The organism is Streptomonospora alba (assembly GCF_000826685.1).
Lineage (GTDB): Bacteria > Actinomycetota > Actinomycetes > Streptosporangiales > Streptosporangiaceae > Streptomonospora > Streptomonospora alba.
In genome coordinates this window covers 13,371-25,977 of record NZ_JROO01000020.1, presented here as the reverse complement: position 1 = coordinate 25,977, position 12,607 = coordinate 13,371, and the positions used below count along the sequence as shown (strand labels likewise).

Here is a 12,607-nt window from a genome sequence, read left to right as displayed (position 1 = left end):
TTCGTCGCCAGGCCGCCATGTCGACACGGCGACACGGCGACCTGCGGATTCATCCGGCTGCGGGTGCTCCCCGCGTCCGGCTCTCAGCCGGGAAGGGCGATCCGTGCCGCGGCGCCGTCGGGCCACGTGACCGTCGCGCCCTCCTCGTCGAGCCCTACGCGCGGGCGCGGGGCGTCCGCCGCCCCGGTCCCCAGGCGCACCAGGCAGGCGAGCACCTCGCCGGGTGCGACATCGGCGCAGACCCAGGGCACCGCCGTCTCGCCGGCCAAGGGGCCGACGTCGCCCAGGTGCTCGGTGCCCGACACCAGCCCCGAGTGGCCGGTCAGCGCCTCCACCGTGGAGCCCGGTCCGCGCTCGCGGAGTACCGGCCAGCCTCCGACGCGCAGCCGCCACCGCCGGCGACCTCCCGGAACGGGCTCGTCGCCGACGCGCACCAAGCGGACCTCGTCGGCGCCTCGTACCGCCGACCAGACTTCCAGAATCGGGCCCGGGCGCGCCGTTCCCCGCCTGCCCGACCCGTGGTCGCGGCCGGTGTCGGTCGACGCGTCTATCCAGTGCGCGCGCCAGCGCGAGCCGCCGGTGGATACCGCGTCGCCGTGGAAGACCCCGAGTGCGGTGAAACCGGTGCGGTGCGTGGCCCGCCCGTCGGCGTCGAGGACCGCCACACTGTTGTCCAGTGGGGCGTCGAGCGTGCTTCCCACCAGCGGAGGGACGGTGGCCGACGAGTAGCCCAGGCGCGCGTACAGCGGGGAGTCGGTGCGCACGTCGCCCTCGTGCGCGTGGTCGGTGCCGTGGTTGAGGATCCGCGCGATGCCGTCGCCGGAGGGGGCGCTGAGGATCCAGCCCGGTGCGCGCACGGCTCGCTGCACGCCCTCCGCATCTGAAGGCAGGGGCTCCTCGCGGGCCGTCCACACCGGGTGGTCTGCGGGCAGGATGAGGCCGAAGAAGCCCTTGGCCGCCCAGTAGGGCGATCCGCCGCCCGAGTAGGACTGCTTCATCGCCGGCCAGGCGCCGTGCCAGCCCATCGACAGCAGTCCGCCGTCGAGGGCTCCGTGGTCGTGGAAGTGCCGCAGGATGCCCGAAGCGCCGCGGCGGAGACGGCCGGGCGAGAGCGTGGTCGCACCGCTCCAGGCCCCCATCCACAGCGGGGCGGCCGCCGCCATGCGGTAGATCAGGCTGCGGCCCTGGAGCACCGGAGAACCGTCGGCGCCGATCAGGCCGATGTAGTCCTCCAGGAAGCGTGCCAGGTCCCGGCGCCAGCCCTCGATCAGCTCCCGGTCGGGTGGCTCCGCCGCCAGTGAGGCCCACAGCAGCGGATAGAAGTGCAGCGCCCAGCCGCAGTAGTAGTCGTAGGAGCGTTCCGAGCCGTCGGAGTACCAGCCTTCGCCCCGGGCCAGGCCGGCGTGTACCGCCAGCCCGGCGTCGATGTCGGCGCGGCTCCACCGGCCTCCCGCCGACCGGAGGAACTCCTCGACGACGATCTGGAACCACACCCAGTTGATCGGCGGGTAGCTCTCCCCCACCACGGCCGACATCCAGTCCAGGACCCGGCCGCGCTCCCGGGAGTCCATCCGGTCCCACAGCCAGGGCCGGGTCAGCATGAGCACCAGGGCGATCGAGGCCGCCTCGACCTTGGCCTGGTCCAGTTCGTCGGGACGGGGCCAGCGCTCCCGGGACTCCGGGTCGGTTCCGGCGACGAGCCCGCTGCGGTACCGGTCGAGGAACCCGTGCGGGTCGTCGCCGCCGTTGCCGGCGACGAGGAACCCGGCCAGCAGGAAGGTGCGCGCGAAGCCTTCGAGGCCGTCGCTGTCGGGCCCGCTCGAACTGGCGGGTCCGGGGAGATCGATCCGGGCGTGGCGCGGAGATGCGTAGGGGCGGACGCTCAGCAGCAGGTGCTCGGCTACGGCGACCCAGTGGGCGCGGGTCCAGCCGGTGTAGGGGGAGAGTTCGCGGTCCTCGGGCGGGAGCAGTACAGCGGAAGCGTTCATGCCGTCACCTCGTAGGTGCCGGGGGTGATGGGATACGCGGCGGGCCGTCCGGTGCGGAACCTGTCGAGTTCGTCCAGGGCGGCGAGCGCCATGCGTTCGGTCTCGGAGTCCAGGGAGCCGGCGATGTGCGGTGTGATCAGCACGTTCTCGCAGTCGTAGAGGACCGAGTCGTCGGGCAGCGGCTCGGGGTCTGTCACGTCGAGGACCGCGTAGAGGCGTCCGGTGCCGCATTCCCGCTCCAGCGCGGCGGTGTCGACGAGTCCGCCGCGCGCTGTGTTGATCAGGGTGGCGCCGTCGCGCAACCGCGCCAGCGCCGCTTCGCCGATCATCCGCCGGGTGGACGGCAGCAGCGGGGCGTGCAGGCTGAGCACGTCGGCTCGGGGATAGGCGTCCTGCGCGGTGGTCAGGCGCGCGCCGCAGGCGGCGACGTCCTCGGCGTCGGCGTAGGGGTCCACGACCAGCACCTCCAGGTCGAACGGTTCGAGCAGCCGCCCCAGCAGCCGCCCGACCCGGGACCAGCCGACCAGGCAGACGGTTCGGCCGCGGTTGGACAGCGGCCCGCGCGCGGAGGCGTAGGACCACTGCGACCGGAACGTGCGCGCGTCGTGTGCCAGAAACGGAACGCGCTTTCCGCACGCGAGGATCATCGCCAGGGTGTACTCCGCGACGGGGATCGCGTTGGCCGAGGCCGCCGTGGTCACTCGGATCCCCCGATCGAGCAGAGCGGGCGGGACGTGCCCGCGCACACTGCCCGCGGCGTGCACCACGGCCCGCAGCCGCGGTGCGCCGGCGAGCACGTCCTCGGTGATGGGCGGGCATCCCCAGGACGTCAGCAGCACCTCGCACTCGGCGAGCCGCGCACGTGGTCCGGGGGCGTCGAAGGAGCCGATCCGCAGCGGTTCTCCCAGTTCAGCGGAGTTCCGCAGACGGTCGAGGACGGCCGGTGTGAATTGGAGCTCGAAGGTCCGCCGGTCCATCGCCAGCAGCGTGCGCGGTCGAGTGCCCGGCTCCGGGCCGGGGCGTGGGAGGTCGTGAGCGGTTCCGTCGCCAAGGCTCATCACTGCCTGCCCTTTGTTCGTGCCGTGCGTCCTGTCGCCGATCCGACTCGGGTCTTTTCCGGATCTTGACTGTGTCATAGCTCATATCTACTGTGGAAAGCGCATTCCAATTCTTACACCATCACCGGGCGGATCGGCAGAGCCGCCCCCGACTGGCACGAGGAGGAGTGATGGCCGCCGTCTCCGCACCCGCCGCACCACGGAGGCGGCCGCCTCGGGACTGGACCGGACTGGCGTTCGTGGCCCCGTTCCTGCTCGTCTTCGGAGTCGGGGTCGTGGCCCCGCTGGGCTACGCGTCGGGCCTGAGTCTCTTCCAGGACCAGCTGATCGGCGGCCGCTCCTTCGTGGGCCTGCAGAACTACGTCGACGCCGCCACCGACCCCCGGTTCCTCGACGGCATCAGCCGGGTCGGGATATTCCTCGTCGTCCAGGTGCCGATCATGATCGGGCTCGCCCTGCTCGTCGCGCTTGCGCTCGACTCCGGGCGTGTGCGGGGCATGCGGTTCATGCGGCTGGGCATCTTCATGCCCTATGCGGTCCCCTCCGTCGTTGCCGCGCTGATGTGGGGATTCATCTACGGCGACCAGTTCGGACTCGTCGGCCAGCTCAACGCCGCCACAGGACTCGCGCTGCCGAGCCCGCTCTCGCAGAGCTGGGTGCTACCCGCCATCGGCAACGTGGTCACCTGGGAGTTCGTCGGCTACAACATGCTGATCCTCTACGCGGCTCTGCGCGCGGTCCCCGAAGAGCTGTACGAGGCCGCCGAGATCGACGGGGCCGGCGAGATCCGCAAGGCGTTCAGCGTCAAGCTTCCGGCGCTGCGGCCCGCCCTGTGGGTGGCGACGCTGTTCTCGATCATCGGCAGCTTCCAGCTGTTCAACGAGCCCAACGTCCTGCAGACGCTCGCCCCGGGCTCCATCAGCACGCACTTCACCCCCAACATGTACGCCTACCAGCTGGCCTTCAACGCCAACCAGGTCACCTACTCCGCGGCGGTAGCCGTGGTGCTCGGGCTGATCACGGTTGTGGTCGCCTACACGGCCCAGCGGATGACCGCGCGCCAGGAGTCCCGATGAGCGACACCGCTACGACCGCCTCCGCTCCCGCTGGCGAGCCCGCGCCCGCGCTCGGCGCGCCCGAACCCCGGCAGCGGCGCCTCACCTCGCGCGGCCCGCGGAAGAAGCGCACCAGCCTGGTCCTCCAGGCGCTCATGGTGCTCATGGTCGTCTACACGCTGCTGCCCCTCTACTGGCTCACGGTCAACGCGACCAAGTCCAACGGGGAGCTCTTCCGGTCCAACGGACTGTGGCTGGGATCGGAGATCTCGCTGTGGGACAACATCGTCACGACGGTGACCTACCAGGACGGCATCTACCTCACCTGGCTGTTCAACACCGCGCTGTACTCGGTGGTCGGCGCCGTGGGTGCGACGGTCATCTGCGCCTGGGGAGGTTACGCGCTGGCCAAGTTCGACTTTCCGGCCAAGCGCCTGGTGCGGGCGATCGTCTTCGGCGCGATCACCATCCCCGCGACCGCGCTCGCAGTGCCGACGTTCCTGCTCTTCGCCGAACTGGGAATCACCAACACCCGCCTGTCGATCATCGTCCCGGCTCTGGTCAGCCCGTTCGGCCTCTACCTGATGACCGTGTTCGCCGCCGCCTCCATCCCCGACTCGCTGCTGGACGCGGCCAAGATCGACGGCGCGAACGCGTGGACGACGTTCTGGCGCGTGTCCTTCCGGCTGATGGCTCCCGGGTTCGCGACAGTGCTGCTGTTCAACCTCGTACACACCTGGAACAACTACTTCCTGCCGCTCATCATGCTCAACGACCCGTCCCTGTATCCCCTCACCGTGGGCCTGAACCAGCTCAACAACCAGGTCACGACAGGGGCCAACCTCGAACCGGTCTACAACGTGGTCCTCACCGGATCCCTGTTGGCGGTCGTGCCGCTGATCGCCTCCTTCCTGTTCCTGCAGCGGTACTGGCAGTCCGGCCTGGCCGCGGGGAGCGTCAAGCAGTAACCCCCCATCGCGAAGGAATGTCCCATGCGTCTGTCCAGAACCGCGTTGTCGGCCGCTGCCCCCGGTATCTGCCTCGCCCTCCTCGCGACAGGCTGCGGAGGCGGAGATGCGGACGGCGGCACCGGCTCCTCCGGTGACCGCTCGGCCGAGATCGAAGCCGCGTTGGAGGAGGGCGGCGAGCTGACTCTGTGGACGTGGAGCACCAAGTTCGAGAGTGCTGTGACCGCGTTCGAGGAGGAGCACCCCGACGTCGACGTCGAGATCGTCAACGCGGGGCAGTCGGCCGACCAGTACACCGCCCTGCAGAACGCGATCAGCTCCGGCGAGAACATCCCCGACCTCGCCATGGTCGAGTACTTCGCGCTGCCGGAACTGGCCCTGTCCGAACAGCTGGTGAGCGTCGACGAATGGGGCCTGGGCGGCCTGAAGGACGAGTTCACCGAGTCCTCCTGGCGCCAGATGACCTACGGCGACACCGCCTACGGGCTGCCCAACAACACGGGGCCGCTGATCATGCTTTACAACCAGAAGGTCTTCGACGAAGCCGGCATCGATGAACCGCCCGCGACCTGGGAGGAGTACGCCGAGGCCGCCGAAACGATCAAGGACGAGCTGCCGGACTCGCGCATCGCCTCCATCGACCCCGGCGACGCGGGCGGACTCGACAGCCTCATCTGGCAGGGCGGGGGCCGCCCGTTCCAGCACGACGGGGAGAGCGTCACCGTCGACTTCACCGGCGAGGACACCGCGAAAGTCAACGACTACTGGAGCGACCTGATCAGCCGAGACCTGGTCGCACCCGAGCCCGGCTGGACCGACGAGTGGTGGCGCAGTCTCGGCGACGGCTCGCTGGCCACGTGGACCACCGGTGCCTGGGCGTTGGGCAACATCTCCAGCACGCTCACCGACAACGCCGGGGACTTCCGCGTCGCCCCCGCTCCGATGTGGGACGCCGACGACCCGCAGAACGCCGAGAACGGCGGCTCGGGCTTCTCGGTCGTCGAGGGCAGCGACGACACCGCGCTGGCGATGGGCTTCCTCCAGTGGTTCTCCCTCAACGAGGCCTCGGTCGACGCCCAGCTCGACGCCGGTTCCTTCCCTGCGCAGTCGGCGCCGCTGGAGGACCCCGAGTGGCTGAACAAGGAGTTCGAGTACTTCGGCGGACAGCAGGCCAACAAGGTCCTCGCCGACGCCTCCGGCCAGGTGGCCCAGGGCTGGCAGTACCTGCCGTACCAGGTCTATGCCAACTCGGTCTTCGGCGACTCCGTCGGCTCGGAGATCAGCGAAGGCGGAGCCGTCCAGGACGGCGCGGAGAAGTGGGGCGAGCAGCTCCGGTCCTACGGTGAGGACCAGGGTTTCGACGTCGGCTGAGTGCAGGACAGGGCCGGCTGGCGCCGGCCGGGGAAGGGGCGGGATCCGTGGAGACGCCGAGCAGTTCCACTCCGGTGACGCTTGAGGACGTCGCCCGGCGCGCCGGGGTCTCGCCCTCCACAGCCTCTCGTGCCTTGAACGGCAGCGCACGCAAGGTCCGCGACGAGTACCAGAGCCGGGTGCACGCCGCCGCCGCCGAACTGGGCTACACCGCCAACACCGCCGCACAGGCCGTGGCCCGCGGCCGGGGCGACCACCTGGCGATGGTGGTCAACGGCATCAACGACGACTACTTCTCCCCGGTCGCCGCGGGTGTGCTCAAGGCCGCCGAGGCCGACGACCGGATGGTCACCATGATCTCCAGTCGCAACAGCGCGCAGCAGGCCACCCGCGTGGTGTCCACACTGCGCAGTCAGCGGCCCCGGGCGATCATCCTGGCCGGCGGCCGGTCGGTGACCAGCACCGTGTGGGAGGAGCGGCTGGTGGAGGAGCTGGCCGCCTTCCAGAGCGAGGGCGGGCGCGTCGTCGCCATCAGCGAGGAGGGCATGCCCTTCGACACGGTCTCCCTCGACAACGTGGCGGCCGCTTCGGAACTGGCCGCTGCACTGGTCGGCCTCGGATACCGCAGGGTGACGATCCTGGGCGGGCCGGCCGACGCGCGTACCGCCCACGACCGCGTGCAGGGCTTCGTCGCGGGCCTGGCCGGGCACGGCATCGAGGTGCCGCCGTCCGGTGTCATCCACTGCGGGTTCGACCGCGACGGCGGATACGCCGCGGCCGGCGAGTGCCTGCGCAGGCGGATGCCCGCCGAGCTGGTCCTGGCGATCAGCGACACGGTCGCCGTCGGCGCCATAGCGCGCTTCCGCGAGGCGGGCCTGTCGCTTCCCGCGGACATGGCGGTGGCGGGTATCGACGACGTGACGGTGCTGCGCGACGTCGCCCCGGCGCTGACCACGGTCCGGCTGCCGTGGCCGGAGGCCGGGCGTGCCGCACTCGACCTGGCGCTGCAGCCCGCCGGGGCCGAGCCGCGACTGGTGCGGTTGACCGGGCACGCGGTTCTGCGGGAGAGCACACCGGGGATCGGCGGGAGGTGATGCGGCGGAGAGGACACGCGTTACACACGACTCGGACCATCCCCTACTCCTCGCGAAGGAGCGTCCAATGTCCACGCAACGCCTCCGGATTCTGATCGTCGTCGGACTGCTGAGCCTGGTCGCGCCGTCGGCCGCGGCCGGAACGGCCCACGCCGAACCGGTCACCGTCACCAACGGGACGCGGTTCACCGACACCTCGGGCGATCCCCTGCACGCTCACGGCGGCGGAGTGCTCGAAGTCGGCGACTACTACTACTGGTTCGGCGAGAACCGCGGTGACGACAGCCGATTCGAATACGTATCCGTCTACCGATCCAGGGATCTGAAGAACTGGGAGTTCCGCAACCACGTCCTGACCCAGCAGTCCGACCCCGAACTGCAGACAGCCAACATCGAGCGCCCCAAGGTCATCTACAACGACCGCACCGACCAGTACGTGATGTGGATGCACAAGGAGAACGGCCAGGACTACAGCGAGGCGCGGGCAGCCGTCGCCGTATCCGACACCGTCGACGGCGACTACCGGTGGCTCGGCAGCTTCCGGCCGCTGGACCACATGTCCCGCGACATCACCGCGTTCGTCGACGACGACGGCACCGGCTACATGATCTCCTCCGCGCGCAACAACTACGACCTGCACATCTACCGGCTCAGCCCGGATTACACCGAGGTCGAGGAGCTGGTGGCGAACCCCTGGCCGGGCGGCCACCGCGAGGCTCCGGCGATGTTCCAGCGCAACGGCGTCTACTACCTGGTCACCTCCGGCGCCACCGGCTGGGATCCCAACCAGCAGCAGTACGCCACCGCGGACTGCATCGGGTGCGAGTGGAGCGGGTGGTCCGATCTCGGGAACTCCACCGGCTACGGGTCCCAGACCACCTTCGTGCTCCCCGTCGAGGGGTCGGAGAGGACGTCCTACCTCTATATGGGAGACCGCTGGGCGGGCGCCGACGGCGGTGTCCCCAACGAATCGGAGTACGTGTGGCTGCCGCTGCGGTTCCCCGGCGGTCGCACACTGGCGATGGACTACCACTCCCGAATCAGCATCGACACCGCTACGGGGCAGGTCGAAGGCCTCGGCGGTTCGTTCCAGGAGTTGGCCGCCCGCCACAGCGGCAAATGCCTGGACGTGGTCGACGGCTCGGACTCCGCGGGCGCCGAGCTTGTGCAGTACGCGTGCCACGGCGGCGGCAACCAGCAGTGGTCCGTCGAGGACACCGGTTCGGGCTATGCGCGGATCACCGCGATGCACAGCGGGATGTGCCTGGACGTGCAGGGCGGTTCCACCGAAACCGGCGCCGTCGCGGTCCAATCCGCGTGCGACGGCTCGGCGAGCCAGCAGTGGTCGTTTGAGGACGCCGGCGGCGGCTACTCCCGCATCGTCGCCCGGCACAGCGGCCTCTGCCTGGACGTGAGCGACGAGTCGAGCCAGGACAGCGCACGCGTCATCCAGTGGACGTGCACCGGGGGCGGCAACCAGCAGTGGTCGCGCACATGACGGCGGAGCGCTGATCGCGGGGTGCGGCACGGTGCCGTGCCGCACCCCGCCGACGTTTCCGCGGGCCCGGCGACATGGTGACCCGGCGACATGTCGACTCGTGGATTGCTCGCCGGGTCTCCACATCGACGAGGCGGCACGCCCCCGCTCAGCCTCCCGGCTGCTCCTTGGCCACCAGGGTGAGCACGTCGTAGGTGGCCACCGGCTGCCCGTCGGCGTTGGCGACCACCGCGTCCCAGCGGACCTCGCCGTAGTCGGCGTTGGTCCGCGGGGTGATCTGCTTGGCGGTCAGCGTGACGGCGATGGAATCGCCCACCTTGACCGGGGTGGAGAAGCGCAGGTGGTCCACCCCGAAGTTGGCCAGCACCGGGCCCGGCGCAGGGTCGACGAAGAGGCCGGCGGCCAGGGAGACCACCAGGTAGCCGTGGGCGACGATTCCGCCGAAGAGCGGGTTGGCCGCCGCCGCCTGCTCGTCGGTGTGGGCGTAGAAGGTGTCGCCGGTGAGGTCGGCGAAGCGGTCGATGTCCTCGCGCGTGACCGTGTGCGAATCGGAGGCGACCGTGTCGCCGATGCGCAGCTCGGCCAGGCTCTTGCGGAACGGGTGGACCCCGTCGTCGCGGCGCCGGGCGCCCGTGGTCCAGCGGCCGGTGATCGCGGTCGCCATGTCCGGGGAGGCCTGCACCGCCGTGCGCTGCATGTGGTGCAGGACGCCGCGGATTCCGCCGAGCTCCTCGCCGCCTCCGGCGCGTCCCGGACCGCCGTGGACGAGCATGGGCAGCGGGGATCCGTGGCCGGTGGACTCCTCGGCGTCGTCGCGGTCGAGCACCAGCAGCCTGCCGTGCCACGGCGCCAGGCCCAGCACGATCTCGCGTGCGGCGCCGGGGTCGTGGGTGACCACGGAGCCGACCAGGCTCCCGCGCCCGCGCGCGGCCAACTCGACGGCCTCGTCGACGCCGCGGTAGCCGACCACCGTGCTGACCGGGCCGAACGCTTCGACCTCGTGGGGTTCGGCCGCGTCCCGCCCGGCGCGCAGCAGGACCGGCGCGACGAAGGCGCCGCGCTGGGGGTCGGCGCCCGCCGGCGTGCAGCGCTCGGGATCGCCGAAGACGACCTCGGCCGACCCGCGCAGCGCGGCGAGGGCCTTGCGTACCTCGGTGCGCTGGTCCAGCCCGGCCAGCGGACCCATGGTGGTCTCACGGTCCGCGGGGTCGCCCACCACGACGCGCTCCAGCCGTCGGCCGACCGCGTCCACCACCGCGTCGGCGAGGTGCTCGGGGACGATGGCGCGCCGGATGGCCGTGCACTTCTGCCCGGTCTTGACGGTCATCTCGGTGACGAGCTGGTCGGTGAAGAGCGCGAACTCGGGGTCCTCGGGTGACACGTCGGGTCCCAGCACCGAGCAGTTGAGCGAGTCGGCCTCGACGCCCAGCCGCACCCCGTTGTGCACGACCGCGGGGTGCGCGCGCAGCTCGGCCCCGGTCTCGGCGGAGCCGGTGAAGGCGACGGCGTCCTGCGGGCCGAGGTTGTCGAGCAGCCCGGCGGGCCCGCCGGCGAGCAGTTGCAGGGTGCCCTCGGGCAGCAGCCCGGACTCCACGATGCGCCGCACCACCAGTTCGGTGAGGTAGGCCGTCTGGCTCGCGGGTTTGATGATGCTGGGCACGCCCGCGAGGAAGGCCGGGGCGAACTTCTCCAGCATGCCCCACACCGGGAAGTTGAACGCGTTGATCTGCACCGCCACGCCCGGGCGGGAGGTGTAGACGTGCTGGCCGACGAAGGTGCCGCCGCGGCCGAGGGGCTCGGCGGCGCCGTCGGGCAGCACCGTGTCGTTGGGCAGCTCGCGCGCGCCCTTGCTCGCATAGCTGAAGAGCGTGCCGATGCCGCCGTCGACGTCGACAGTGTTGTCGCGCCGGGTGGCGCCGGTGCGGTGCGAGAGCGCGTGGAACTCGTCGGTGCACCCGGTCAGGTGCTTGGCCAGGCTCTTCAGGATCGCCGCGCGCTGGTGGAAGGTGAGGGAACGCAGCGCCGGCCCGCCCACGCGGCGGCCGTATCCGACCATGCCGGGCACGTCCAGGCCGGTGCCGGACAGGCGGGCGACGGTCTCGCCGGTGGTCGCGTCCGCCAGCGGCCTGCCCTCGTCGGATGCGCGGTACCAGGTGCCCTGTGCGTAGCTCTCCAGAAGTGCGGTCACGGCTGGGTCCCTCCATTGCGCCCTCGGCCAGCGTGGTGGCAGACTATTACAGACCGAACGGTCAGTAAATGGACCGGTGGCAGTAGCTGGTTGGAGCAGCCATGGCGGCACCCGCAGCAGCGGACGAGGAACGGCTCAACGCGGAGTTCGAGGCGATCATCGAGCGCCAGGACCGCGTCGAACCGCGGGACTGGATGCCCGAGGGCTACCGCAAGACCCTCATCCGCCAGATCGCCCAGCACGCGCACTCCGAGATCATCGGCATGCAGCCCGAAGGCGCCTGGATCTCGCGCGCCCCCTCGCTGCGCCGCAAGGCGATCCTGCTGGCCAAGGTGCAGGACGAGGCCGGGCACGGCCTGTACCTGTACTCGTCGGCCGAGACGCTGGGCGTCGACCGCGCCGAGTTGACCCGCCGCCTGCTGAGCGGGGCGCAGAAGTACTCCTCGATCTTCAACTACCCCACCCCCGCCTACGCCGACGTGGGCACCATCGGCTGGCTCGTCGACGGCGCGGCCATCTGCAACCAGGTGCCGCTGTGCCGCAGCTCCTACGGCCCCTACAGCCGGGCGATGATCCGAATCTGCAAGGAGGAGTCCTTCCACCAGCGCCAGGGCTACGAACTGCTGATGACGATGATGCGCGGCACCGATGACCAGCGCGCCATGGTCCAGGAGTCGGTCGACCGCTGGTGGTGGCCCTCGCTGATGATGTTCGGCCCGCCCGACGCCGACTCCCCCAACACCGCGCAGTCCATGCACTGGGGGATCAAGCGCCACACCAACGACGAGCTGCGGCAGCGCTTTGTCGACATGACGGTTCCCCAGGCCGACGCGCTGGGCGTGCACCTGCCCGACCCCGAACTGGCCTGGAACCCCGAACGCGGCCACTACGACTTCGGCGAGCCCGACTGGGAGGAGTTCACCCGCGTCGTCAAGGGCGAGGGTCCCTGCAACGCCGAACGCATCGCCCACCGCCGCCGCGCCCACGAGGAAGGCGCCTGGGTGCGCGAGGCCGCAGCGGCCTTCGCCGCGCGCGGCGCGGAGCAATCCCCGGTCGGCAGCGGCGCAGCACGAGGAGGCCACTGATGGACGCCGAGGCGACAGCCCCCGAATGGCCGCTGTACGAGGTCTTCGTGCGCAGCAAGCGCGGACTCAACCACGTGCACGTCGGCTCCCTGCACGCCGCCGACGACGAGATGGCGCTGCACCGCGCCCGCGACGTCTACACCCGCCGCAACGAGGGGGTGAGCGTGTGGGTGGTGCGCTCCGCGCTCATCACCGCATCCAGCCCCGACGAGAAGGACCCGATGTTCTCCCCCAGCGGAGACAAGGTCTACCGCCACCCCACCTTCTACACCGTCCCCGACGACGTCCCCCACATGTGAGGC

The 12,607-nt window shown here is 70.7% G+C and carries 10 protein-coding genes; 7 read left to right on the top strand and 3 right to left on the bottom strand.

The features are described from left to right. Positions 1-83: 83 nt before the first annotated feature. Together LP52_RS11345 and LP52_RS11340 are read right to left on the bottom strand one after the other, a co-directional pair. The gene (locus tag LP52_RS11345) at positions 84-1,988 is read right to left on the bottom strand and encodes a DUF2264 domain-containing protein (RefSeq protein ID WP_040273127.1); all 1,905 of its coding nucleotides are present in this window, start codon (positions 1,986-1,988) and stop codon (positions 84-86) included. Next, on the bottom strand, positions 1,985-3,046 hold the full coding sequence (locus tag LP52_RS11340; protein ID WP_202966098.1) for a hydroxyacid dehydrogenase: 1,062 nt from the start codon (positions 3,044-3,046) through the stop codon (positions 1,985-1,987). The genes LP52_RS11345 and LP52_RS11340 overlap by 4 nt, the downstream gene beginning before the upstream one ends. A 170-nt stretch (positions 3,047-3,216) precedes the next feature. Between LP52_RS11340 and LP52_RS11335 the strand changes: the two genes are divergently transcribed. The 5 genes from LP52_RS11335 to LP52_RS11315 all read left to right on the top strand — a co-directional run bounded on the left by LP52_RS11335 (position 3,217) and on the right by LP52_RS11315 (position 9,032). Then, positions 3,217-4,122, top strand: coding sequence for a carbohydrate ABC transporter permease (locus LP52_RS11335; RefSeq protein ID WP_040273123.1), 906 nt, complete (start codon positions 3,217-3,219; stop codon positions 4,120-4,122). Beyond that, positions 4,119-5,069, top strand: a complete 951-nt coding sequence (locus LP52_RS11330; protein ID WP_040273122.1) for a carbohydrate ABC transporter permease — start codon at positions 4,119-4,121, stop codon at positions 5,067-5,069. The genes LP52_RS11335 and LP52_RS11330 overlap by 4 nt, the downstream gene beginning before the upstream one ends. A 24-nt stretch (positions 5,070-5,093) precedes the next feature. After that, positions 5,094-6,440 (top strand): ABC transporter substrate-binding protein, encoded by a 1,347-nt coding sequence (locus LP52_RS11325; RefSeq protein WP_040273120.1) that lies wholly within the window; start codon positions 5,094-5,096, stop codon positions 6,438-6,440. 47 nt (positions 6,441-6,487) lie between these two features. Next, positions 6,488-7,534 (top strand): LacI family DNA-binding transcriptional regulator, encoded by a 1,047-nt coding sequence (locus tag LP52_RS11320; RefSeq protein WP_040273118.1) that lies wholly within the window; start codon positions 6,488-6,490, stop codon positions 7,532-7,534. 67 nt (positions 7,535-7,601) lie between these two features. Next, positions 7,602-9,032, top strand: coding sequence for an RICIN domain-containing protein (locus LP52_RS11315; protein ID WP_040273116.1), 1,431 nt, complete (start codon positions 7,602-7,604; stop codon positions 9,030-9,032). Positions 9,033-9,180: 148 nt separating this feature from the next. Here the strand turns inward: LP52_RS11315 and paaZ are convergent, their stop codons facing one another. Further along, entirely contained in the window at positions 9,181-11,220 is a 2,040-nt protein-coding gene (paaZ, locus tag LP52_RS11310) for a phenylacetic acid degradation bifunctional protein PaaZ (protein ID WP_040273114.1), read from the bottom strand. Positions 11,221-11,321: 101 nt separating this feature from the next. Between paaZ and paaA the strand changes: the two genes are divergently transcribed. Then, the gene (gene paaA / locus LP52_RS11305) at positions 11,322-12,305 is read left to right on the top strand and encodes a 1,2-phenylacetyl-CoA epoxidase subunit PaaA (protein WP_052809726.1); all 984 of its coding nucleotides are present in this window, start codon (positions 11,322-11,324) and stop codon (positions 12,303-12,305) included. Next, the gene (gene paaB, locus LP52_RS11300) at positions 12,305-12,604 is read left to right on the top strand and encodes a 1,2-phenylacetyl-CoA epoxidase subunit PaaB (RefSeq protein ID WP_040273112.1); all 300 of its coding nucleotides are present in this window, start codon (positions 12,305-12,307) and stop codon (positions 12,602-12,604) included. The genes paaA and paaB overlap by 1 nt, the downstream gene beginning before the upstream one ends. The last annotated feature ends 3 nt before the right edge of the window (positions 12,605-12,607 follow it).